The sequence below is a fragment of the Propionibacterium cyclohexanicum genome, from assembly GCF_900111365.1.
Lineage (GTDB): Bacteria > Actinomycetota > Actinomycetes > Propionibacteriales > Propionibacteriaceae > Propionibacterium > Propionibacterium cyclohexanicum.
The window spans coordinates 97,868-122,534 of record NZ_FOGZ01000005.1 but is presented as its reverse complement, the minus strand read 5'-3'; the positions used below and the strand labels follow the sequence as shown (position 1 = coordinate 122,534).

Annotated in this window: 16 protein-coding genes and 1 pseudogene; 7 read left to right on the top strand and 10 right to left on the bottom strand. The window is 61.1% G+C overall.

The genetic code is table 11. From position 1 onward, the window contains the following. The first annotated feature begins 1,026 nt into the window (after positions 1 to 1,026). Positions 1,027 to 2,091: a glycosyltransferase family 2 protein gene (locus BMX93_RS04030; protein WP_091968313.1), complete on the top strand. Its 1,065-nt coding sequence runs from the start codon at positions 1,027 to 1,029 to the stop codon at positions 2,089 to 2,091. Between the two features lie 52 nt (positions 2,092 to 2,143). After that, positions 2,144 to 3,394, top strand: a complete 1,251-nt coding sequence (locus BMX93_RS04025; RefSeq protein ID WP_091968312.1) for a lipopolysaccharide biosynthesis protein — start codon at positions 2,144 to 2,146, stop codon at positions 3,392 to 3,394. Between the two features lie 495 nt (positions 3,395 to 3,889). Here the strand turns inward: BMX93_RS04025 and BMX93_RS04020 are convergent, their stop codons facing one another. From BMX93_RS04020 to BMX93_RS04010, 5 genes and pseudogenes are all read right to left on the bottom strand, one after another. Next, complete coding sequence (locus tag BMX93_RS04020) at positions 3,890 to 4,975, bottom strand: glycosyltransferase family 4 protein (protein WP_245725724.1); 1,086 nt, start codon at positions 4,973 to 4,975, stop codon at positions 3,890 to 3,892. Beyond that, entirely contained in the window at positions 4,932 to 5,957 is a 1,026-nt protein-coding gene (locus BMX93_RS12670; protein ID WP_143052805.1) for a glycosyltransferase, read from the bottom strand. The genes BMX93_RS04020 and BMX93_RS12670 overlap by 44 nt, the downstream gene beginning before the upstream one ends. Before the next feature lie 70 nt (positions 5,958 to 6,027). After that, positions 6,028 to 6,582: a glycosyltransferase gene (locus tag BMX93_RS13225; protein WP_245725723.1), complete on the bottom strand. Its 555-nt coding sequence runs from the start codon at positions 6,580 to 6,582 to the stop codon at positions 6,028 to 6,030. A 21-nt stretch (positions 6,583 to 6,603) separates the two neighbouring features. Beyond that, positions 6,604 to 7,140, bottom strand: a pseudogene (locus BMX93_RS13520) (glycosyltransferase); the annotation flags it as partial. A 445-nt stretch (positions 7,141 to 7,585) separates the two neighbouring features. Further along, entirely contained in the window at positions 7,586 to 8,812 is a 1,227-nt protein-coding gene (locus tag BMX93_RS04010) for a glycosyltransferase (protein WP_091968307.1), read from the bottom strand. Between the two features lie 1,577 nt (positions 8,813 to 10,389). Between BMX93_RS04010 and BMX93_RS04005 the strand changes: the two genes are divergently transcribed. From BMX93_RS04005 to BMX93_RS03990, 4 genes are all read left to right on the top strand, one after another. Continuing rightward, on the top strand, positions 10,390 to 11,808 hold the full coding sequence (locus BMX93_RS04005) for a hypothetical protein (RefSeq protein ID WP_091968305.1): 1,419 nt from the start codon (positions 10,390 to 10,392) through the stop codon (positions 11,806 to 11,808). A 1,122-nt stretch (positions 11,809 to 12,930) separates the two neighbouring features. Next, positions 12,931 to 13,893, top strand: a complete 963-nt coding sequence (locus BMX93_RS04000; RefSeq protein WP_177170057.1) for a patatin-like phospholipase family protein — start codon at positions 12,931 to 12,933, stop codon at positions 13,891 to 13,893. Between the two features lie 34 nt (positions 13,894 to 13,927). Next, the gene (locus BMX93_RS03995) at positions 13,928 to 15,280 is read left to right on the top strand and encodes an MFS transporter (protein WP_091968301.1); all 1,353 of its coding nucleotides are present in this window, start codon (positions 13,928 to 13,930) and stop codon (positions 15,278 to 15,280) included. A 341-nt stretch (positions 15,281 to 15,621) separates the two neighbouring features. Then, the gene (locus BMX93_RS03990; RefSeq protein WP_091968300.1) at positions 15,622 to 16,752 is read left to right on the top strand and encodes a M24 family metallopeptidase; all 1,131 of its coding nucleotides are present in this window, start codon (positions 15,622 to 15,624) and stop codon (positions 16,750 to 16,752) included. A gap of 42 nt (positions 16,753 to 16,794) precedes the next feature. Here the strand turns inward: BMX93_RS03990 and BMX93_RS03985 are convergent, their stop codons facing one another. Next, on the bottom strand, positions 16,795 to 17,400 hold the full coding sequence (locus tag BMX93_RS03985) for a hypothetical protein (protein WP_091968299.1): 606 nt from the start codon (positions 17,398 to 17,400) through the stop codon (positions 16,795 to 16,797). 80 nt (positions 17,401 to 17,480) lie between these two features. Between BMX93_RS03985 and BMX93_RS03980 the strand changes: the two genes are divergently transcribed. Further along, positions 17,481 to 19,751 (top strand): preprotein translocase subunit SecA, encoded by a 2,271-nt coding sequence (locus BMX93_RS03980; RefSeq protein WP_091968297.1) that lies wholly within the window; start codon positions 17,481 to 17,483, stop codon positions 19,749 to 19,751. 48 nt (positions 19,752 to 19,799) lie between these two features. Here the strand turns inward: BMX93_RS03980 and BMX93_RS03975 are convergent, their stop codons facing one another. The 4 genes from BMX93_RS03975 to gatB all read right to left on the bottom strand — a co-directional run bounded on the left by BMX93_RS03975 (position 19,800) and on the right by gatB (position 24,660). Then, positions 19,800 to 20,696, bottom strand: coding sequence for a carbohydrate ABC transporter permease (locus BMX93_RS03975; RefSeq protein WP_091968285.1), 897 nt, complete (start codon positions 20,694 to 20,696; stop codon positions 19,800 to 19,802). 5 nt (positions 20,697 to 20,701) lie between these two features. Beyond that, positions 20,702 to 21,592, bottom strand: a complete 891-nt coding sequence (locus tag BMX93_RS03970; protein ID WP_091968283.1) for a carbohydrate ABC transporter permease — start codon at positions 21,590 to 21,592, stop codon at positions 20,702 to 20,704. 81 nt (positions 21,593 to 21,673) lie between these two features. After that, entirely contained in the window at positions 21,674 to 22,972 is a 1,299-nt protein-coding gene (locus tag BMX93_RS03965) for an ABC transporter substrate-binding protein (RefSeq protein WP_091968266.1), read from the bottom strand. Positions 22,973 to 23,178: 206 nt separating this feature from the next. Next, a complete protein-coding gene (gene gatB, locus BMX93_RS03960; protein ID WP_091968356.1) occupies positions 23,179 to 24,660 on the bottom strand; it encodes an Asp-tRNA(Asn)/Glu-tRNA(Gln) amidotransferase subunit GatB in 1,482 nt (493 codons plus the stop codon). Between the last annotated feature and the right edge of the window lie 7 nt (positions 24,661 to 24,667).

Below are 24,667 nucleotides of genomic sequence, written 5' to 3'. Positions count from 1 at the left end.
ATCCTCGGAAGGCCTCGGCCACTATCCGGGCACCGACGCGCCGCGCCCTCCCACCACGGCTGCTGCGTCGCCTACACCCTCATCTGGGAAGAGCCCGTTAACGGGGACAACGGCCGGAGGCCATCATGAGCGCTGGTCCCAGCCCACTCCCCCGGTCACTTCCTCAACGGCAAACCTGGGTGTACTCACACGCATTGCCCCGCGGACGCTCCTCACGAACCGGTATGGCAATCGGACTCAGCGACGCTGAAGAACCGCTCTCCGCTTGAGCCGCGGACTCAACCAGGGACAGAAGTCGACGGCTAACCAAGGAGTTCAAGCCGGAGAGAACCACCGGTAACGTGCCGTCCCAGGAACCTCCGAGCTCAGCCCATTTGCTCGACGTGACCAAAGAAGCAGACGAGGCGAAAAACGATGCCGAGGCTCTCGGCCCCCCGCCACCACGTAGAGTCGCGCGCCGTAACATCTTCAGATGGCCTCGACGCCACACACGGAGCGCAGTGAGACCCCCGGCCGGGGTCGTCGCAGCCCCCCGACGCCAGACGCTGGTAATCGCCGCCGACCACCAACCCCACACCGGTCCTTGGATAGCCGCCATGCTAGGCCTATGGACCTTCGGCAATTCCACGTCGCTTGAGGTGACACCGACCACGATGTAAAGGCGTATACACTCACCTCGACTGCGGCGGTCCCGTCGTGGGTCACTACGTCAGGACCACGAAGGATTGGTGTCACTCCCATGAAGGTGGGCTGCTGTGCGAGCAGATGGGGTAATACATGTTCTGAAATGCGAGGACAACACAATCAAAGGCAGCCACAACCTGTCCCCGACAGGCAAGAAGGAATTTACCGACATATTCCTCGATCCCATTTCTGTGTCAGGATTCCCCTCTCAAACAGAGTGCTAGCCAAGAGTCAACTCATCCACAATAGTCATGAACATCATGCAAACTCTCTGCGAGTCATATATAGAACCTGTCGGACCCGTTATTGAGATGTTCGAACCGCAACTGCGATACCCTCGCCATGGCAGAAAGAAGTCCATTGAGAATAGAAATCCTAAGCGTCACCTATGGTGATCGCGGTGAATCGCTTGCTGAACTTCTTGATTCTGCGCTACGCGAGGGCATCAAAGACTTCACTTTCGTAGAGAATGGCTGCACACAAGCCGCCAAAGACGTAATACTCAAGTACAGCGAAGCGCATTCAGATCTCAATATCCGGATCATTGAATTCAAGAGGAATCGAGGATCTGCCTTAGCCTACCAATGTGGCCTCCAAAGCGTATACAGGTCCTCCACCGCGGACGCAGTTCTTCTCTTAGACGACGACAATACATTGCCGGACAACTTCATCGCGAGGCTCACCGCACTGTACGCGAGAATCAACCACCGCATCACCGGAAGATTTGCCCTTTCCTTGGCGCGTCCAGAGCACCCCGATTCTCTTGCCTCTGTTCGACAGGCAGGTGGCACATATGAAGAGCACTTCGAGTATCTGACTCCAGGCTATTTCCAGGGCTTCGACCTCAAAGATAAGATTATGGCTCGACTGAGGCTTCGCCGACCTCGACCCGAATATTGCGTAAAGTTTCCTGACCTCAACGTGGTCTCCATCCCCACTGCAATATGGGGAGGTCTCCTCCTACCACGCAAGGTATGGTCGCTGGGGATCCTGCCACGAGCTGATCTCACTCTTTATGAAGAAGATACTGACTTCACCGAAAGACTCACGAAGAACGGCGTCCAGATCCTGTACTCCAGTGAGATCCCGATTCACGATATCATTGTCTGGCAACCGGACACCCAGTCACGAGTTCCTAGCTTCATGATTCCATTCGCCAGTGACAGCACGCTATGGCGATACCTTTATAGGAACAGGAATTCCGCCTTCACATCGAGAGCGCGCTGCGACTCTTGGACAAGTCATTTTCGCCTCTTCGTGAATTTGATAGTGAGATTAATCCTCATAACCGCCGGTGGAGCCGTGTCCCAAAAGCCGCGAACGCTCTTCCGGATCATCGGGTCAACGGTGAACGGGCTACGCGGAAGGCTCGGAGAAGAGTATCCTCTACCACAGACTGCGGAGTAGGCCCAGGGTGCTGAACTCATCACATGAATGTTCCTTTCGCGATTGAGAAGGCATGAACGCATCGCTCTCGAATAGATTCATCACCACGATACGACCCCTTGCGAGCAAATTAGGTGGGTTCGCCGCGAATTCGGTGATCACTGGTGCGGCCGGCGTACTCACCATTCCTCTGGTAATCTCGCTGTTCGGTCCGGAGACTTGGGGAAGGTATGCGATAGGCCAGTCCGTAGGACTGTTCTCATCCGTCGTGGTCGGGTTTGGTTGGGCGGTCATTGGCCCCTCTCATATTGCAGGGCTCGATCCTTCGAGTCGCAGGGCGGAGTTCAGAGTATCTGTTCTCGTTCGTCTCATTCTTCTTCTGGCTACATCGCTGTTAATCGCGCTCCTCAGCGCGCTAGGTACGCTGCCCGGTGGGATGGTGACGGTCCCAATAGCCATTGCCTACTCAGCCACCGGGCTCTCGTCGCTCTGGTATTTCGTAGGTGCCGGTGAACCCAGGCCAGCCTTGTTACGTGACGCGCTTCCGAGAGCCCTCGCAACCCTGCTTGCACCGCTCGCTGGACTTCTCACAAATCCACTGATTGGCATGGGCGTCCTCACACTCATTGGTCAACTGGTTTCGCTGATCCTCTGTGCACGGGTGATCCTGCGCAAGCTCCCCGAGGTCCAGGATGTTCAGTTAAGCAAGAGCATGGTCGTCGACTCTCTCAAGATACAACGCGATGGCTTTGCCAGCGCAGTGATTTCTTCAGCCTACTTGAATTTACCGGTCACGTTCCTCGGGATTATCAACCCTTCAGCAGTTCCTGTGTACGCCCTCGGTGACAGGGTCGTGAAGTATGCCAGCGCAGCCGCTCGGCCGCTGACTCAAGTAGTCCAAGGCTGGGTGCCCAAGGCGCGAGGCACAGAGTTGAACGAGAGAATCAGAAGAGCGGTGAGAATCATGTTTGCCGTCGGTGTTGTCGCGTGTTTGACTCTGGTTGTGCTCGGCAGTTGGATAGCCGAGGTGCTCAGCCGCGGTCAACTCGAGCTCGGTCTCTCGATCTCTTGTGCCATGGGAATTTCACTGGGTTCGACACTAATATCTCAATCAAGCGGTCTTGGTTGTCTTGGCGCCCTGGGGAGATACCAGACGATAGTTCGAAGTGCGATTATAGGGGCAGTATCTTGGGCGGCACTTTTCTTCCTTGGCGTCCCTTTTTTCGGTGCAGCTGGGGCAATGTGGTCGGTGGCTATCGCGGAGTTTCTGGTGGTCATTTGGCAAATCGCTGATATTAGGAGAAGCATCAAAGGAAGAGGGTAGAATCATATTGTATTTTCGATCTATATTTATCACGATCGTAATGGTGATCTCTTCACAATTCTCAGCGATGGTCCAGCGTACTGCCATCCTCGATGGAGGCCCCGCAGCTTGGTGGCCTCGCAACTGACATCGGGATGATTTTCCTCATTGGCACCCAAATGAACTGGAGTGTTCTGCCTCACATTCTCGGGATAACCAGATGGCTCCTCCCGACGCCGCCGGCGCGAGATCGCAGACCGTGAAGACCCAAGCCTGCGGTTCAGCTTGGCAGTGCGCTTGGGCGACACTGGAGCCGCGCCACTCAAACCCGAGCCAGGCGCGGGGCACTGCCGGCCGAGGCTAGGCTCTTCGACGGATCGTGGCTCGTGCGGATCCGTCCTGGGGCCTCCTTTGGGCGACAAGGCCAGCAACTGCTGGCACTCGCAAATCCTAAACAATCTGATCGAGAATGTGGAGTCAGGCTGCGCCATCAAAAAGCCACATCTCGCGAGTGGCTTACGAGCCGCGCTTGAGGGAATTCAGAACTTCGTTGAGTCTCTCAGCCGAACTCTTCCAGGAGTAGCGTCTCCAGTTCTCACTTCCCAAGCTACGGAGTCTTGTCACGAGCGCTGGATCCGCCGCTAATCTCTTAATCTTGTCGACGAGGTCAGAGACATCCCGCGGATTGAAGAACAAAGCAGAATCGGCCAACACCTCAGGGAGAGAGGATGCATTGGATGACAATACCACTGCCCCATTCGCCTGAGCCTCGAGAGGCGGGATACCAAATCCTTCAGACAAAGAGGGAATAATGAATCCCAATGCGTGCTGATATTCATCCAATAATTGTGAATCATTGAGCCGGCCAAGTGGGATCACATTGGGGGGGACAGGGGACTCGGGGGCCGGACCAACGAGACGCAACGTCTCGTTGGGAAGCGCACGAAAGGCTTCCACCAGGATGGCGCAATTCTTACTCTCGCTCGCATGATAAAACGCGAGAAAGTCATGTCTTTGAACCGTCTCCGGTCCAGAACCAGTGAGTTCCCCTGAGACCGCATTTGAAACCACGGCGATTTTGTTCCCTGCCGCGGGATAATGCGACACAATCTGCCGCTTCGCTGTATGGCTAACGGTGATCACCTCCCGACTCCTCCTCACGAGGATAGGCGTCATGGTCTTCAGCCAAAGGCGCATAGCGAAGGGGTATCCGCCGGGGAAGTCCAGATACGTAACGTCGTGAAGTGCGAGAACCATGCCACGACCGCCGATTGGACCGGTGTTCCCCAAACAGAGCACAAGTTCCGAATTGGCATTTCGAAGAAAACGCGGAAGCTCGATCTGTTCCCACAGGTAGCCTGACAGATGCCCCCACTGGTAAACCGGAAGACCACCAATCTCGCGCATACGGAGTTCCCCGTGAGGTGCCACGACACATAGATCATTTCGCAACCCGCTCAATTCCTGAACAAGGCATTCCGCAAATCGTTGGACCCCACGGAGCGGCTGGGTAAGGAAGCGGCCATTAATGACAATCACTGGCACCCCAACCCTGACATCAGAATTCGCTAACGAACCGATAGAACATGCTCCCGATTTCATCGTAATAGCGACCAGACCTGCGAATAATCTGACTTGCGCTTCGACGGACAGACAGATCAAACTCATGTCCCCCAAGCTCGGTCGCCGTGATGACAGCGTGAACGATTGCAGAGGAATCTTTCATGGGAACGACGGAAATCCCTCCCCCCTCTGGACACATGTAAGGCAGAACACCGATCCGCGTAGCGACCAGATATGCACCTCGCAAGAGCGCCTCCTGCGCCGCTTGGCAAGTAGTTTCTCCGCCGATCGAGGGAACGATGAAAATATCACCCGGGTTGATCCACTCTTGGGTTCGATACCCCTCCTCCAGCCAGGGCGCCAACGACTTCGTCAGTCCGCTGGTATACTTCTCGTTGCCTTCCAGCGAATTTCCAAGAGCGACTCTGCAGTTCAGTCCACGCCCTGACAGCTCGCGGAAGGCTGCAGGCAAGTAATGGAGACCCTTTGAAGGGTCGGGACGCCCAAACGATTTGATGATCCCCGTAAACTTGACGGGCGATTCCGAGATCGTCCACGGCGGAGCATCATGGATTACTGGAGCCACCCACGCCGGAGCTATCGCGCGCTTTGAGAGTTTCGTCAGTCCGGGCTCGTCCACAATTACGGTATCATAAAGAGAAAGTGATGCCCGCGTGGCGGCAGACTTGACTGGGTCCAGTGGGTAGTTGTGAACAATTGCTACAGTCCTGACTTTGCGGCCAGAATTTCGCAAACGCCTAGCAAACTGCAGGTCTCTCGGGAAGCCCCTATTGGCATTCGAGATGACGACCACGGAATCATCGTCCTTCGCCCTGCGCAGATAATCATCACGACTATCGAACACCTGGCACCGCCCCGGGATCGAGATCTTGTTCCGACCCGCTGGCGGCATGACCAGACCGAAGGCCTGGGGGCCTCGGGTAACCATGTCTTGAAGCATGTATTCCAGACAGACCTGACCCCCTCCGCGCAGTTCGTACGGATCTGAGAACAAAATCATGATCGCCCCTTTTCCTTTTCGTGCATCTAGGTGTGACGGAGTCCAACGATACAGAAATTAATGCTGAATCCTAATGGCGTATCGACATCCATGTGCGCAGCGCGTCGACGAACTTTCCCTTTGAGAACCTCTGCGCGGCCTTCGAGTTCATCCACCTCGGTCCTCGACTCGCGATATCGATTTGTTGAGCTAAATCTTGTGGCTCTAGACTCGCGGCCACGCCGCTCAGGCCGACAGATGCCAACGATTCTGATGCCCCCCCAACCGGACCTGTGACGACAGGGCATCCAGCTGCGAGGGCCTCAATCGGCATAATTCCAAAGTCTTCGACCGGCGGAAACACGAAGACCTTCGCTGCTTGATAGAGCGCATACAGAAGAGCATCCGACGGCGCCCGGACGATTTGTACTGGAACCTGAGCACTCCGCGCCATAGCAGTGAGATGCTCCAGCTCTGGGCCATCTCCAGCGATGACAGCGGGGATATCGGCCACCGCCGCGGTCTTGATTACCAAGTCGAGTCTCTTGTATGGGATGAAACGCGAGGCTCCAAGAATGAACTCATCGGGAAGGGAAGCATAAGTACGGGATTCTCCCGCGGAGAGCATTGTCGTCCAGTCACGCACTTCGGAGATCCTCTCGACGTCGACGGGGGGAGGAATCACAACCGCGTCTCGATGCCACGTCGATTGAATCCTTTGGCGAACGAATTCACTGTTAGCCGCCAGTGCGTGATCCTCTTGAGCGCGCATCCTGTCCAGAGGGCGCAACACGCTCGATGCCACTCGAGGAAGAATCTTGGAGCCCCGGGCATCCAAGGAAGGCTCCCATATATATCTTGCTGGAGTATGCGCGTACACATACTTGGCTATATCCCTATATTCACCGATGAATCTGGCGTGATGGGCAAACAGATGTGAACTGACGAGCATCCAGTCATAAGCCCGTCTCGGGCGTAATCTGCGCCACAGGCCGAGTTGGAGAGGAATCGAGAGAGCCTTGTGTCCTCGGAACGGGCGCCTGCGCAGCATCGACTCATACACGTGGTAGTTCCGAAACCGATCCGGATCATCGTTCCACAACGTGTAAATGTCAACATCACCAAGTGACTCGGCCATGGCCGACACGACGCGCTCGGAGCCACCCGAAACGGAGATCCATTCTTGGACTATCGCTCCTGCCATCTGACCCCCACTGCTTTGCACCTGAACGGACCACCTATCGAACAATCTACTACATGGCGGCTCATACTGTAATGGTCGAGATCATCGCTCGTTCCCTGGATCTTCGAGAACTTGACTCATTCCCCGGATCCCGCTGCCCAGCGCTACCGCGGTATACACGAAAGGCGCGTGGGGGAGCAGCCTTTCCACATCTCAAGACACACGGCCCGGCAGATGCGCCGATCCTCGAGAGTGACCTCCCCTCGAGGTGGCCAGAATTGTCGCTCGCGTATGGTGAGATAACTGAGAGCAATGATCCTGGCTCGAAGGGGATGTACCGATGCCCCGGCACAGACACATCGGGCGTCCTGAACGCCATATTCCTGCTATTCAACCACAATTGGAGATCCAATCATGCCCTGTGTGCAACTTCGATGGGGACAAGCCCTTCTCATTGACCTGAGATCTAGGACCGAGGGCTAGGATCGAGGAATCCGAGGCTCTTATATATCTGTAAGTACTCTTCTGTTGGATTCGCGATCGGCTCTTTCACGCAAGCATGCCCTTGCATGTCTCGAGCGCGCCACCCTTGGGCATCCATCATGGCCAGCGACCATTCCCGTGGATTATTAAACTCTTTGATGCCCCTGGATCGAGTACCGAATCTTTCGGCAACCTCTGGAATCCCGCCAACCTCGGAGTAGATAACCGGAACCGAGTTCTGCAGCGCCTCGGCCACGACACGACCGAACGGCTCGGGCCACTGGGTTGGAACGAGCGCTACATCTATGGTCGCTAAGTAGTCTGCCACGTTCAGTTGACCGGTGAACTGGATCTGGGAACGGGCAGCGAGATCCGTGGTCCGCATCTCTATTGAACGAATGAAGTCTGGCTCCCCGGAGCCCGCGATGATCAGTTGAGCAGTCTCAGGAAGACCCCCAGTGCGTACCAGTTGAGCAAATGCTTCAACGATGACTTCAACGCCCTTGTCGCGCGAGACTCTTCCCATAAAGCCAAATCGCACCCCCGCCCCTGAGGCGTGTGTTGCCTTATCTGACATCTCCGGGGAGAGACTACTTGGACGATTGTATACAAATGAGTTCGGCAAGCTTCTTCCGGTGACCGACCGGTCAGCAAGCGTGTCGCCCACAAATCGGCTGACCCCAATGACCACAGAGGGTTGGACACGAGGAATCTTGTACACTGATTTCAGCGCCCGACAGAGCCACCTGCTCCCCAAGCATATTTCATTGCCATGGACCCCAGTGGCAGAAGTGCAGAGAAGCGAGTAGTCGCGGGCAGTATGTACTGTAGGCTGCTTACGGAACACCCACCAGGCGAGCCAGCCGAAACCTGAGATGTTATTGAAATGAACAATACTCGGTCGGAGTTCCCTCTTCAGTGAGAGCAAGAATCGAGCCTCTCCTATCCTTGAGAGATCCGCTAATTGCCACATGGCTCGCGAGAGGATACTACGGTTTCTTCTTGAGACAAGGGACTTGAAGGCTCTGCTCTTGTACCGATGAATGACCACTCCCTCGATCCGCTCTGTAGTAGTTTCGATGCCAAGGCATGCGACGTGAACCGAGAAACCCTTCTCCAGGAGCTCCCGGGCGAGTTCACGCAATGAGAACTCGGCCCCGCCAAGCAGATCCGGATCGTATGCTGTGCTTACAAAGAGAATATCAATCATGGCTATATTCCTGTTTTTGAGTGGATTCTCATCCAGCGGCGAGTATGTGCATTGAATAGCCAGAGCTCCCGCAGATCGGGTGCTTCGCAACGATTCACGGCATGATCGCAGCTCAGTCGCCTTTGTGCCGCCTGGAAGTCCCACTTACCAGAACATTTTAGTTCAGTCGAAGCGAGGCTTGAATATTAACCACGAGCATGCATATCTCCAAAGTGGCGATCTGCGATCCCTGTTGTACCCTCTGAACTCCCTGTAGGACTTCTAGTCCATTATTCCTCACAAACCGTTCCGTATTGGCTCATTTTGCACTTGCCCCGCACAAGACTCGAACCGTCCTCGGCACTCATGCTGCGACGAGTTGTGGAGACGACGAGCGGACCAGGAAGAATTACTTGGGGATCGCGTGGACTGATCAGAGACGTCTGTGAGATCTGTCTTGAGTGTTCCCTTGGCGCCATTCGAAGGTGCAATTCCTTCGGTGAAATCAAGGCCTCCCCCGATGCCGGCACCACCGAGGCAAGAGGGTATTCTCCCCCGAAGGCGGTGAGAATCCCTTTGTCCGTCAGATGGTTGGAAGAGGGACCGTAATAGCGATCAGAGACTGCATCACCTTGAGCGATCAAACATGCCCTGCTTCCTCGCCGAGTGTGCCCGCGCTCGATCCAGTTCACGATGATCTTGGCTTCGATATGTGGCGCGACAGAATAGCTTGCACTTTGATTCATGAGCGGGTTCATGAGTGTGTCCACAATCGCGCGGGAACGAGGCCTCGTCGTCGAGCATCACCCGTCGGGTCATGTGCACGAACCACAGCTTGCTCCGGTTCTCCAGGCGAGGGTCCACATCAGGCATCCGTGTCTGGGTGGCTCGGCCCTTCCAGACGCAATGGCACTCATGCTAGCCCTTACGAGCACCGGGAAGCCAAGACACCCGTGCGAGGCGCCGCCGGTCTGGAACACCGCTCCAGACCGCGTGAGGATTCTCCGTCGCAAGCAACCTCGTCTCACGACGGCCTTGGCGATTGGCCTGCTTGGAGATCGACGGCACCACTGCGACGCCCGTGATTCACTCGGCACGGTCACGCCCTCCGACCGCAGACGGCTGAAGGAGAGATCGCTGCAGATCGGTGACCTCTCCGCCCCTTCGCTTGCCTTCGCGGCGTCTCTCACTTCGCGGCCCAAAGCCATGGACTCGGTCATTACGCAGGAAACCCCTGCCAGGTTGGAGGCTGGACACGTCACTGAGTCGGCCACCTGCTCGTTCATCTGGCCCTCGGAGTCCAACGTCGCCTCGTTGCGGGTCTCTCGCTCGGTCCTCCAGGTGGTGAGGCGACCGCTCACCACGTCCTACCCAATGCTCAGTCGTGATGCTCAGTCGTGCGTCTCACGATTCTGCACGCCCCCGAATCCGCATGTCATTGCCGTCGCCGGCCGCCGTCTGGGCCTCGGTAGGCGTCGCGCGCACGATCACCTCTTGGTATTATACTTGGCAATATGCGCCCGAGAAGCTCGCTAAGCCGATCAGCGACGTCTCTATTGAGGGTAGTATTGATTCGCCTACTAGATTGGTAAGATTCTGTGCACATTCTGCTCATGGGCTGGATTTCAATACTCGCCGGCATGGTCGCCTTGGTTTTGGGTCGCCTGAGTCTCTACTTCTATGCGCTCGCCATTTCAGCGGTATTCCTTAACCTTCCAGCAATCCAAGTGACTGCCACCAGCGTCATTCCGCCGTTCTTCATTCTCGGCGCGATGGGAGTTGTCATCGTTCCAGTAATTGCGAAGAGGAAACAACGCCTTCCGGCGCCGGACGCCGACAGCAAGCACATCATGAACACAGCTGTGCTTTTCTGCGTCTATAGCTGTTTCACTGCCGTTTTCCTGCCTCTTGTTATGGCGAATACGCCGGTGCTCTTGCCGAGCGCGGGAATCGATGCTCAAGTGGCTGATCCCAGCCCTCTCCAGCTATCGATCCAGAATTTCGCTCAGAGTGCCTACGTGATCCTAGGCACGCTAGTGATATTTCAGTGTTATCGGTATTGGGAAGAGGTCACCAAGCTCGTTTCGATAATGATGATGTTCGGTGTGGCAATCAATTTGGCGCAGTATCTCTTAGTTCAGTTCACCCCACTCTCTTTTCGTTCCCTTCTTCAGTTGAACGTGGGAGAGGACTATGGGTCAACTGTGGGAGATGTTGTTCGCTTCTCTGGCATCTATGGGGAACCCTCATACCTTGCCACCTTTGCAATCTGCGCCGTCGGATTCTTTTTGATTGAATTTGGAAGATCCAGGTCCTTTTCGAGTGGCGCTCTTCATCTGGCCTTTGCGTGCGCGTCGATCGCTCTTGTTTGGCTTTCGAGTTCGGGCACCGCATTTCTCTCGCTCATAGGGGTGGGTGTCGCCATTGCACTATATGGCCTCGTCGTGTTCATACGGTCCCACTCGGTGCGAATTCGAGTGATTCTCGTCATCCTCCTCGGGCTATGCGTGATTGTCGGTCTCTCGGGAACAATCCTTGGTCGATTCTCATTGATCTTTGCAGACAAGACGAGCAGTGATTCCTTCATCAATCGGAATGCATCCAATGATTTCTCGGTTACCATTCTTCGAAACACCCTTGGATTCGGTGTCGGATTGGGCAGCAGCAGGCCCTCCAGTTTCTTGATGGCTCTCTTATCCAATGTCGGGATCATCGGAACGATAATCTTCGCCATCCTGATTGCACGGACTCTTTTCAAGAGTTTCGCCATTCCCTCGAGACATTCCACTGCCTTTGCATTAATAAGCCTCCTGATCGCAAAGGTCATCGCCGAGCCAAACATCTCACTCCCCTTGATGTGGATGCTCCTCGCCGTGAGCGCAGTACCAACACAAGCTCCCCACATAATGGGAGTCCCGGGGGACGCCATTCCTAGTTCCGGATTCATCACTCGGATGGGAGTAGCCAGTAGACCGGGAACCCTTCACCCAGAGGAGCCCCATTCCAGAAGCCAGTGACTACTGGATCTCGCTGCTCGGATGAATACGACGCCCATGTCTGTGTGCAAAACCTACACCGAAGACCGGTCATATTTCAGTGTCGCCGGTGAAGGGCGTCGGGTGGTTCAGGGTCCACTGTCATCCGGTAGCGGCTGGACCGTGAGAACTCCATCTTCTCTCAGTCGAAGATCTTGCAACATGGAAAATCGGAGTGGCCTGGGCTGCTCCACGAGACAGACGTATCCTCGAGGGGAGTGTCAATGCCATGAAATGTCGTACAGATAGCGATCAGGCCTGGCTTGCGAGGCGCTCTTCCTCCGGCTGAGCACGCCCAGGACTCAACAGAGCTTCGCCACTCGGCGTCGACTCACAATATTATCTCTCTTTGCTCGCCCCGCCCCGCACCAGTTTGCATTCCGCCTACAGCTTATCGACATCAACACTTTAGAGGTTTTCGGTGACGAAGTTAACGGGAAGGCTCCTGAAGTCTTTGGCAGCGCTGCTCGGTGTTTTCACACTGGTCGTGTCTCTTAGTTTTCTTCTGTATGTATCCCCCCCAGGTGGCAACACCTCGCATGCGGATCTCATTTACGTGATTGGCCCCCCGACCCGTGAACGCTTATTGACTGCTGAGCAGCTCCGAGAATCCGGAGTTGCGTCCCACATCCTTGTTTCCGTTAGCCCACCCGGTGAGGAGTTCAGTGCAGAAAGACTACAGATCTGCCACCAACGTTTCGCGACTTGTGCCATACCAGTACCGCTGAAAACTCGAGGTGAAGCATCGTTGCTCGTTCAATACGCAAGGACACACGAAGTGAAGAAGGCTGTCATCCTGACTTTTGCTCCCCAGGTCATGAGGGCTCGTTTCATTTTCTGGAAATGTTACCCAGGAGACTTTTCCGTAGTTGCTGTCGATCAACGCCTGCGGCTCAGGGACTGGGTCGACCAGTCCATCTACCAGACCGCCGGTTTCCTAAAGGCCTTCGTCATGCCATGCCCCTCGTAGGGAGGCATCGAACCGACATCCTGCTTCGTGCTGGAGAACATGAGCAATGCCGGCCCGCGCCTCTAGTATGTTCACAAGTCTGCCTGAATCCGGCGTACGCGATCTGGTCCTCGCGTGGCAACTCTGGAGGTCTCATGACTTCGCCCGCTACTCCTCACTCGTCTTGCCCAGAGCCGGCTGAGCCTCTCGCCAGACCCATCGACTTCTCCACTCGTCCCGCAGCGGACGCTCCTCGTGCTCTCGTGCTCGGCGGTGGAGGTGTCTACTTCATCGCATGGCAGCTGGGACTCTACGAGGGCCTCTTGACAAGGGGTATCGACCTGCGCCGCGCCGATAGGGTGATCGGCACCTCGGCCGGGGCCATGGTGGCCGCCCTGCTGTGCACCGGGCGGATCGACCTGTTCGCCAAGAGTGTCACCGCTCTCCTCGCGGTCCCCCAGCTCACCAAGCTGTTCGGCTCCGGAGCCCCCTCCCCCAGTGCCCAGCGGGCCTATGAGCTCAGCCAGCTCAACGACGGAACACTTGAGGCTGTGCGTCGCGTCGGCCACGCCAGTCTCGCGGCGGTGATCCCCCACCCGCACGGCATTCGCCGTGTACTGGGCGCGCTGGTGGGCACCCGCTGGCCCCACCGGTCGCTGTTCATCACTGCCACCGACTGCTACACCGGCGAGCGACTGGTGCTGCGCCGCGGCGCGGTCAGCCTGGCACGCGCAGTGGCCGCGAGCATCTGCGTCCCCGGCATCTTCGCTCCCCAGCAGATCGGCGATCGCCTCTGCATGGACGGCGGTGTTGCCGGCACCTCGACCCACAGCGATCTGGCAGCTGGCGCCCACCACGTCATCGTCACCTCACTGGCCACCGATCTCACGACCCCAGCCCAGCACCAGGCGCGTCGCGACGAGATCACCGCCTTGGCGGCCAGCGGCTGCGAGGTCACCCACATCGCCTTGTCCGGGGTGCGTGACGAGATCCTCATGGATCCCCGTGCAGTCCCCGACGCCATCGCAGCCGGCCGAGCGGCCGCCGACCACTGGGCTGGCCAGCTCGCCCCGACGTGGACCGCCCCGACTATCCCCAGCCCGTCCCCCTCACACTGAACCCTCACCCGCACGCCGCCGACAAGGACCAACCATGGACCTGGTGCACACATCCGTCCCAGCCCGCATCCAGGCGCTCTCGGTGGTGATCGCCGGCTTCGGCCAGAGCATCATCATCACCACCGTCACGACCTTCATCCTTGTCTACCTGCTGGAGTACGTGCATCTGTCGGTCGCCGCGATGGCCGTCGTGACAAGCATCATCACCGCCGCCAAGGTCTTCGATGCCCTCAGCGATCCCATCATGGGCACCATCGTCGATCGCACCCGCAGCCGCTGGGGAAAGATGCGGCCCTACATCCTTTTCTCGGCCCTGCCGGTCGCTGGGCTCACCACCGCCCTGTTCGCCGTACCCCAGGCGCCGCAGACCACTCAGCTCGTCTACTTCGGCATCTGCTTCTTCGCCTGGGGCATCGCCTACACCGCATGCGATGTGCCCTACTGGGGCGTCATCGGCTCCGCGTTCAGTGACCCGGCCCAGCGGAACAAGGCCATCTCACAGGTCCGCGCCGCCGGATCCATCTCCTTGGGCGTCGCCACCCTCGGCATGCCCTGGTTCGCCGCCCTACTCAGCGATGGCCCCACCACGACAGCCCATGGATGGACACTCGCCGTCGCCGTCTCCTCCTTCGCCGGCATGGGTCTCTACCTCCTCGCGTTCGTCAACACCCGCGAACGCACGCGCCCCGACGGTACCGCCGCATTGACCTTCCGGATCCTGGTCACCAATTTCGTGCACAACACACCGCTGCTGCTCGTCCTGCTCGGATCGACGATCGGCTTCGGGCGCAGCATCATCCAGGCCGGAGGTGCAGTCTTCGCCGTCGTGGCCTACGGCTCCGAGAAGAGCTTCACCGCGATCGGCGCCGCGGTCATCGTCGGCATGGTCGTCGCCGCCCTCGCAACGCCCCTACTGCTGCGGCACATGACGAGCAAGGACCTCATGATCCGCAGCTCGCTGGCGGCGGCCCTCCTCTACCTCGTGATGTTCCTCGCCGGCTTCCAGAACTTTGCTCTCCTCCTCGCGTTCGTGGCCCTCAGCGGTGTCGCGCTGGGCATCTTCATGGTCATCCAGGTCACCCTCATCGCCGATGCCGTGGACGACATGGAGCGGCGCACCGGCATCCGCAATGACGGCATCTCGTTCTCGACACTCACCTTCACCGGCAAACTCATGAACGCCCTCTCGGTGATGGTCTTCGGGGCACTGGTGGTGGTGTCCGGATACCATTCAGGTGCTCAGATAACTCGCCACATGCAGAACGTGCTCTTCGCCTCGATCACCCTGGTGCCCGCGGCGAGTTGCCTGCTCTCGGTGGTGCCATTCTGCTTCTACAGACTCTCGACCCCTGTCGCCTCGGGGAACGGCTCGTCGGCCACCGCCTGAGCTGGACCTGTCGGGCCTCGTCGCGTCCGAGAATTCTCGCGCGGGCCATCTCCGCGGGCGCCGGTGCTCGCCCGAAACTCCCGGCGCATGAACAGCCGCACCGCCAGCGTCAGGCTCACTGCCATCGTCACCACGCACCGGCCAGGTCTGTCGCCGGCGGGATTGCCGCGTCTCCTTTGTCAGAAGCGGTCCTTCTCTCACGCACGTGTGGCTGCTCGCGCCCACAAGCGGGGCTCGATCCAATCCCGGGGCAGAAAGAGTACGCGGTAGAGAATGAACGTGCTGGAGCCGACCGTCTCCATGCTGCCCAGGCCCGACCAGCCAGGGATAACCTGGCCCCCATGACCGATCCCGCATTGACCTGGACCCCCACCACCGACGACCTGCGAGCACGTCTCGAGAGCCTCCGCTCTGCAGCCGGCGATCATGGGTTCGATGCGGTGATCGTCAGCCCAGGGGCGGATCTGCGCTACTTCATCGGCCGCTCCCAGGGTTCCCACGAGCGACTCACTGCTCTGGTCGCTCCCGCCGAGGCCGACCCCTTCCTCGTGGTGCCAGCCCTGGAGCGCCCAGGCTGGACCGGATCCTCGGCCGAGCGCCTCGGCATCGAGATGCCCACCTGGGAGGACCACGAGGACCCCTATCGGCTCGTCGCGGACCGGCTCGGCCCCGTGAGCGCGATCGGCGTGGACGACTTCATGCCGGCCATGCACGCGCTGAGCTTCGAGAACCACCTGCACCTGCATGTCTCGCCCGCCGCAGAGGCCATCAGGGCGCTGCGGATGCGCAAGGGCCGCCAGGAGCTCGCGGCGCTGGCAGCCGTCGGAGCGGCGATCGACCGGGTGCACGCCAGGATCGCCGAATGGCTGCGCCCTGGGCGCACCGAATCCGAGGTGGGGGACGACATCGCCCGCGCGATCGTCGAGGAGGGCCACGAGCGTCCCGACTTCGTCATCGTGGCCTCGGGCCCCAACGGCGCCAGCCCCCATCACGAGCAGTCGAAGCGGGTCATCAATGCCGGCGAGCCGGTGGTCATCGACATCGGCGGTCCTGCCCCCAGCGGCTACTTCAGCGACTCCACCCGCACCTACTGCATCGGTGAGCCGGCCGATCGCGATTTCGCCACAGTGCATGCCCTCGTGAGAAAGGCCCAGCAGGCGGGCATCGATGCGGCATGCGCCGGCAGCTCCGCCGAATCGGTGGACATCGCCGCGCGCGCCGTGATCACCGAGGCCGGCTACGGGCCGTATTTCATCACCCGCGTCGGGCACGGAATCGGCCTCGAGGTACACGAGCATCCCTTCGAGGTGCGCGGTAACACCACCATCCTGGAGCCCGGGATGGTCTTCTCGGTGGAGCCGGGCATCTACCTCCCGGGCCGCTTCGGCGTGCGCATCGAGGACATCGTGGCCGTGAGCGCCGAGGGCCCCCGGCTGCTCAACCACAGCCCCCGGGACTGGACCCTCGTCTGATCTGGGCACGCCCCACCCGGGGCACGGCTGCGTCCCCCGCGATCACCACTGGGGACGAGAGGGACGGCGGGCAAGCAGAGCGTCGATGAGATAGGGGGTGCGCAGTTGCTGCAGGTTGTCCAGCACCATTCGCCGTCGCGCCACCTCGACGGCTGTGGCGATCTTCGCATGGCTCAGCCGCCGGGCCGCTGAGCTGACGCGCGGCCAGTTGATTCCCTCCGCCGCCGTGATCGGGAGGAGCGTCCGGATCAGTCGCAGTGCAGTATCGCCATCCGGGCACTCGAGATGCACGATGACATCGAACCGGCGGGAGATCACCGGATCGGTAACCCGCCGCCTGCTGACGGCGATGACGGTCGAATGTGCCGCGAAACCAGCCGACGACACCATCCGCGCGAAAGCTGCCATCCCATCCCCGAGGCGTACGCCGGCGCCCTCCCCGGGAGCGTTCACGGCAAACTCATCGCCGATCCCCTCGACAACGAAGACCGCCGGGGACAGCGTCGCGACGAGTTGCGAGAAGCTCGCAAGCCATTCGGGCAGCCCCGGTCCATGGCCGGAGAACGAATCCGCCCACTCGACGCCGACGAGCGAGAGTCCGAATCGCCCGGTGGGGATCGGAGGTCCGCAAACTGCGGTGCGGATCACCCGTCAGTATTCTTCCTGACGTACCGCTGGTGGGGTCCGGGCCGCTCGGATCGCACCAGCTCCGGCAAGGGAAGGACGCCATGGGCCTTCGTGGCTTCGCCAATCTGTTGAAGGCACGCTCAGGGACGGCCTCGCTGCGCGCGCTGGAACCCAAAGCACGCACCGTCGCGGCGCTCATGCACTCCGACGCGGATCCGGCGGCGCAGCTTGCCGCCACCGGACGCGATGGCGAAGTGCAGCGGCTCGCGGCCCTGTGCCGCAGCGCGTCGCGGGAGCTCGGCCTTCACCCCTATCCCGAGCAGATCCTCGCCGCCCTCGGGCTCGTCAAGGGCTACAGCATCGATATGGCAACCGGTGAGGGCAAGACACTCGTTGCCGTGCTGGCGGCCGGGATGATGGCGACTGCGGGACGCCAGGTGCATGTGCTGTGTCCCAACGATTACCTGGCGGCTCGCGATCACGAGCTGGCCACGGCCATGCTCGCACCGCTCGGCATCGCCACCGGCTGCACGCTGGCGGACACCTCCACCGCAGACCGCTCGACGGCCTACCGCTGCCGGGTGGTTCACAGCACTGTGCAGGAGATCGCCTACGACCTCATGCGCGACGGGCTGGTGCTCGACCCCGGCGATCTCGTGCATCCGGTGCTCGATGTGGCTCTGGTCGATGAGCTGGACAGCGTGCTGCTCGACGAGGCCACCCAGCCGCTGGTCATCGCGCAGACCACCAGCGACGCAACGGCGCGCGCCCGGGAATCCCGCCTTGCGGCACTCATGACCCGCCTGGAGCGCGGCCTCGACTACACCACTGACCCGGTGGCGGGCTCGGCATCCTTCACCGACAGGGGCATCGCGGCGGTAGAGAGCGAGATGAGCGTCCCCAATCTGTTCGCCGCCGACCAGGTGAGCCTCATGGCGGCCGCCAATGCCGCCCTGCACGCCCACGCAATCCTCGTCCGCGACGTGGACTATGTGGTGCGCCCCGAGGGCATCGCGCTCGTCTCGCCGACGAAGGGCCGGGTGGTGGACCGGCAGCGCTGGCCCGAGGGCTTGCAGCGCGCGGTCGAGGCGAAGGAGCACATCGAGGCGGCAAGCCGGGTCCAGGTGATGGACCAGCTGAGCGTCCAGGAAGTGGTGCGCAGCTACCGGACCTGCCTGGGCCTGAGCGCCACCGCGACGCTCGCGGCCACCCCACTGCACGACCGCTACGGATTCCTCGTGGCCCATGTGCCGCCGCATCGCCCACTCATCCGCGTCGACGAACCGGCCGAGCTCTACCTCAGCGCCGCCCAGCGCGACAGGGCCGTCGTCGAACGAGCCGGCGCCGAACAGCGGGCCGGACGGCCAGTACTCGTGGGCACCCAGAGCATCGAGCATTCCCGCCAGCTCGGTGAGCAGCTGGCAGACGCTGGCGTGGCGGCCACCGTGCTCAACGCCACGAACGCCGCCCAGGAGGCCCAGATCATCGCGCAGGCGGGCCTTCCCGCAACAGTGACCATCAGCACTCAGATGGCCGGACGCGGCACCGACATCGTGCTCACGAACACAGCGCGCATCAATGGGGGGCTCGTGGTGATCGGCGCCGGGCGCTATCCGACCCCCCGGCTTGACGCCCAGCTGCGCGGGCGCGCCGGGCGCCAGGGTGATCCCGGCAGCACCGTGCTCATGGGGGCCCTGGACGATCCCCTCCTGAGCGTCGATGCCGACAGCACCACCGGTAGGGACGTCGCCATCGACGCCGACGCCCGGGGCCGGGTGCTCGATCCCGAGCTCAATGAACAGGTCGAGCACCAGCAGCGGGCGCTCGAGGCGAGAATGCTCGCCGAGCACGAGCAGGCGTGGCTGTTCACGAAGGTGCCGGCCGAGCAGCGTCGCGAGGTGCTCCGCTCGCGGCGGGCCGTGCTCGAGGAGCCACTCGCGGCGCGCCGCGAGATCTTCCGCCATCTCGGCCCCACCGTGCAGGCGGACCTGGCGAGCCTGCTGGGCGATGACCTCGACCGGGTGTGCGCCCAGGTCGTGCTGCACACTCTCGATGAGCGGTGGAGCGCCCACCTTGCCTTCCTCACGAACCTGAGGGAGGGCATTCACCTGCGTCGGCTCGCGAGGCTGTCTCCGCTGGTCGAGTTCGAGCGGGAGGCTCGCGAGCACTTCCACGGCTTCCTGGAGGCAGTTGCCGCCGAGAGCACCGCACTCCTGAACGACGCGGCATCGCGCAACGTCGTGCCGGACAGCCCTCGCCGAGGCCCGGGTGCGCTGTGGGCCTACGAGGTGATCCAGATGGGCTGGGGCTCACCCGAGGACAAGTTCGTCGAGGCGGTCGGACGCCAGATCCGGGCGCTGCTGCGCAGCTGAGGCCCGCCCGGTGGATCGGACCTCGGCTGCGCGCCATGAGCCCGACAGCTATTTCACCGAACCGCTCATGAGGCCGGACACGAAGTATTTGCCCAGCGCGATGTAGACGACCAGGGTCGGCAGCGAGGCCACGAGGACGCCCGCCATGATCGACGGATAGTCTGGATTCTGGCCACCGGCCAGCGCCTGCAGGGCATAGGTGACCGGGCCGTTGTTGGGCGTGGTGAGGAACAGCGCGAAGAGGAAATCATTCCAGGCGCTCGTGAATTGCCAGATCAGCGTCACGACGAAGCCAGGCAACGAGACCGGGAGCACCACCCTGGAATAGGTCGCGAAAGCCCCTGCACCATCGACCCTGGCAGCCTCGACGATCTCGTTGGGCACCGCGGTCGCATAGTAATTGCGGAAGATGAGCGTGCAGATGGGAATGCCGTAGACGATGTGGCACAGGATGAGCACCGGAATTCCCTGGAACCACGGGGCATGGGCCTGGACCTGCAGCATCATCGCCTGCAGGGGAATCATGATCGCCTGGTAGGGGATGAACATCCCGAACAGAAACAGCACGAACACCAGGTGCGAACCAGGGAATTTCCACTTGGCGAAGACATAGCCGTTCAGCGACCCGAGGAACGACGAGACGACCGAGGCGATCGAGGCCATCAGCAGCGAGCGTCCCAGAGCGGGCGCCAACCTGTCCCAGGCCTTCGCCCAACCGTCGACCGAGAAGCTGTTCGGCACGAACCAGGCCGTGCTCTGGCTGAATGCGGCGGGCGACTTGAAGCTTGTCACCAGCAGAAGGTACAGCGGCGTGAGCACGATCACGGCGAAGAACACCAGGAGGAGGTACTGCAAGGCAGTGAGCGACTTCTCTGACCGGCTCCTGCGCCGGCGCCGCCGTGGGGCCATGGCGATCGTGGCGGGGGCTGTCATGGTGGTGGACATCTGCGCTAGCCCTTCTCAGAACGATTGGTGTAGATGAGATAGGGCACCACGAGCACCGCAACGATGATGAGCAGGAGTGTGGCGTTGACGGCGGCAGCCGTCGCATCGTTGAGCTGGAACATCTGGGCCCACATGAGCGTCGCCGGGACCTCCGCGGTATAGGAGTTCGGGCCGGCGATCGAGTAGATGAGGTCGAACATCTTCATCGACATGTGCCCCACGATGATGAGCGCGCTGAGCGCGATCGGCGACAGCTGCGGGAACAGCACATAGCGGTAGAGCTGCAGTTCCGTGGCGCCGTCCACGCGCGCCGCCTCACGCTGATCCGTGGAGATGCCACGGAATCCCGACAGGAACAGCGCCATGATGTAGCCCGACAGCTGCCACACCGCCGGAATCGCCATGGCAGCCATATTGAACCGGCCGGCAGACCACCATGAGGACTGCAGCTGCGAGAGCCCCATGTACTGCAGGAGCTTATTCAATCCGACGGCATTCTCGCCCTGGGCCGGCGACAGCAGCCAGCGCCATACGACGCCGGCCGCAACGAACGACACGGCCATCGGGAACAGGAAGATGGAGCGGAACACGCCCTCACCGTTGACGCCCCGTTCCAGCAGCAGCGCCCACAGCAACCCGAAGATCATCGTGCCTGCCACGAACACCACGGTGAGCACGAGAAGATTCCACAGCGCATGCTGATAGCGGCTGTCTCCGATCAGCTGCGCATAGTTCCCGAAACCGCCGGGTGCCCTGGTCCTCCCAGATCTCGTCACGACGTGCGAGAACGACTCCACGACTGTTCGCCCGATGAATCCGTAGACGAATACTCCGACGAGAATGATGGACGGGGCGACGAACAAGAGGCTCGGCCCCCACCGACGAATGCCCTTCATGTCCTCCCTTTCGACGCGGACACATGGCACCGCACGGCAGGCCGACGCGAGCCGGCCTGCCGGCGGAGCACGACGGTGTGGTTACGCGGCGTACTTGTCGTGCGCAGCTGCCAGGGCGGACTGGAGCTTGGCAGTGTCCTTGCTCTGGTAGAAGGCGCTCATCGCGGTATTGATCTCCGAGCTCCACGCCAGCGACACTGCAGCGCCGTGGGCGATGGAGGGCACGATCTTGTCGGTCTTGAACGAGTCCATCGTCTTCTGCTGGTATTCCGGGAACGCCGAGGCCGGCACGTCGGTGCGCGGCGGGATCGAGCCCTTCTTGAGGTTGAAGACCCGCTGGCCTTCCGCGCCGCCGACCAGGTTGAGCCAGTCCTTGGCGCCCCCCGGGTTCTTCGCCCCCTTGGGAAGGGTGAACGAGTCCGCCAGGAAGCCGAAGGTCTGGTCCATGCCGACGAGCGGGAACGAGGAGTACTCCTTGCCCCAGGTCAGGCCCTTGGAGGTGAATTCGGCCAGTGCCCAGTCACCCATGAGGTTGTAGGCGGCCTGCCCGCTCCCGACCATGTCCGTGGCGTTCACCCAGTCGTCGCCGTCAGATGCCGTGTTCGCGAAGGTCAGCGCCTGCTTGAGATCGTCGATCGACCGGGTGACATCGCTGCCCGTCCACGAACCCGACTTGGTGAACAGCGCCGTGTAGGCACTCTGGCCGAGGTTCGCGGCGAGGATCGACTCGAACAGCTGGGTCTGCGTCCATGTGCCTCCGATGCTCAGCGGGGTCGCCACACCCGAGCCCTTCACCTTCTCCAGATCGGCCAGCCACGCGGAGACGCTCGTGGGATCGGAGCTGACACCGGCCTTGCTCAGCAGGCTGGTGTTCGTCCACACCATATTGGCGCGATGGATATCGCAGGGCACCGAATACACATGCCCGCCGACGGTGATGAGGTCGAGCAGCGTCTTCGGGTAGACGGACGAGCCGCCGAGTGCGCTGATGATGTCGTCGACCGGCTCGACCTGCTCATTGTCGATGTAGTCGGTGAGTTCGCCTCCGGCATGGGCCTGGAAGGTGTCCGGCGGATTGCCGTTGGCCAGATCGGACGCCAGCTTCGCCTTGGCGTTGGATCCCGAACCGCCTGCGACGGCCAGGTTCACGAAGGTGTTGTTCGGGAACTGCTCCTTGAACAGCGTCACGAGGGCGTCCAGGCCCTCCTTCTCCGAACCGTCCGCCCACCAGGTGTAGACACCGACATCGCCGCCGGCGCCGCCTGCCGCCGTGGAGGCACCGGTTGCGGTGGATGAAGAATCGCTGCCGTTGCTGCCGCATCCGGCTGCAGCAGCCATGACTGCGGCTGCCACAAACAGCGAACGCCTCTGAATGTGCATGACTCCCCCTTCAAGGGCCGTGGGTCAACATTGACCTCGCCCGGACAGCTCTGTCCGTGGCTCCCTCACAGATTGCCGCGCCCGGAATGCCGGTGTCCACGCAACCGCAGAATGGTTACCCAAAAGAGATCATTGCCCAGAGCGCGATCACTGCGGGAAGCGCCGGGCACCCTCGGCCACGAGCGCCACTAAGGGCGCCCGGCAGCTCAGGACAGCTGCTCCAGCACCAGCTCGCGTACCCTGGCGGCGTCCGCCTTCCCGTGCATCTGCTTCATGACCGCACCGATGAGCGCTCCGGCCGCCTGCACCTTGCCACCGCGGATCTTCTCCGCCACGCCGGGATTCGCCTCGATCGCCGCAGCCACCGCCGCGGCGAGGGCCCCCTCATCGGAGACGATCGCCAGTCCCCGCCGTTCGATGATGACCTCTGGTTCGCCCTGCCCCGCGGCCACCGCCGCGAGAACCGTGCGGGCCAGCCGGTCGTTGAGGCTGCCGGCGTCCACAAGCCTCTGCACCCGCGCCACCTGCTCGGCGCTGACACCCACCTCGGCCAGCGGCACCCCGGCCTCGTTGGCCTGCCGCGCCAGTTCGGTAATCCACCACTTGCGCGCCGAGGCCGGATCGGCACCTGCCGCGACGGTCGCCTCGATGAGGTCGAGCGCCCCCTCGCTGCCGTGGATGTCGCGCATCTCGAGCTCAGAGAACCCCCACTCCTTGCGCAGCCGAGCAGCCTTCGCGGCCGGCAGCTCGGGAAGCGAGGCTCGCAATTCCTCCACCCATTCACGCGAAGGCGCCACCGGCACGAGATCCGGTTCGGGCAGATAGCGGTAGTCCTCGGCCTGTTCCTTGGATCGGCCGGAGGTGGTGAACTCCCCGGTCTCGTTCCACATCCGGGTTTCCTGCTTGACCCGGCCCCCCGCCGCCAGCACAGCACCCTGGCGGCAGATCTCATAGCGCAGGGCCGCCTCGACGCTGCGCAGAGAGTTCACATTCTTCGTCTCCGAGCGGGTGCCCAGCTGCGTGGACCCCTTCGGCATGAGCGAGACATTCGCGTCGCAGCGCAGGTTCCCCTGCTCCATCCGCGCCTCGCTCACCCCCAGCGCCCGCACCATATCGCGAAGAAAAGCCATATAGGCGCGCGCCACCTCGGGACCCCTCGTGCCGGTGCCGAAGATCGGCTTGGTGACGATCTCGATGAGCGGCACGCCGGCGCGGTTGTAGTCCATCAGCGAATAGTCGGAGCCCTGGATGCGTCCGGTCGAACCGCCCATGTGCACCGACTTCCCGGCGTCCTCCTCCATGTGGGCGCGCTCGATGGGCACCACATAGCGCTCGCCGTCGAGCTCGAGGGTGACCTCGCCATCGAAGGCGATCGGCTCGTCATACTGGCTGACCTGGTAGTTCTTGGGCATGTCGGGATAGAAGTACTGCTTGCGGGCGAAGCGGCACCACGGCGCGATCGAGCAGCCCAGGGACAGGCCGATACGGATGGCAGCCTCGACCGCCTTCTTGTTCACCACGGGCAGCGAGCCGGGCAGGCCAAGGCAGACCGGGCAGGTGTGCGTGTTGGGCTCGGCACCGAATTCGGTCGAGCAGCCACACCACATCTTCGACCTGGTGTTCAGCTCGACGTGCACCTCGAGACCGAGCACGACATCGAAGCGGCGCATCACCTCGTCGTAGTCCATGAGTTCG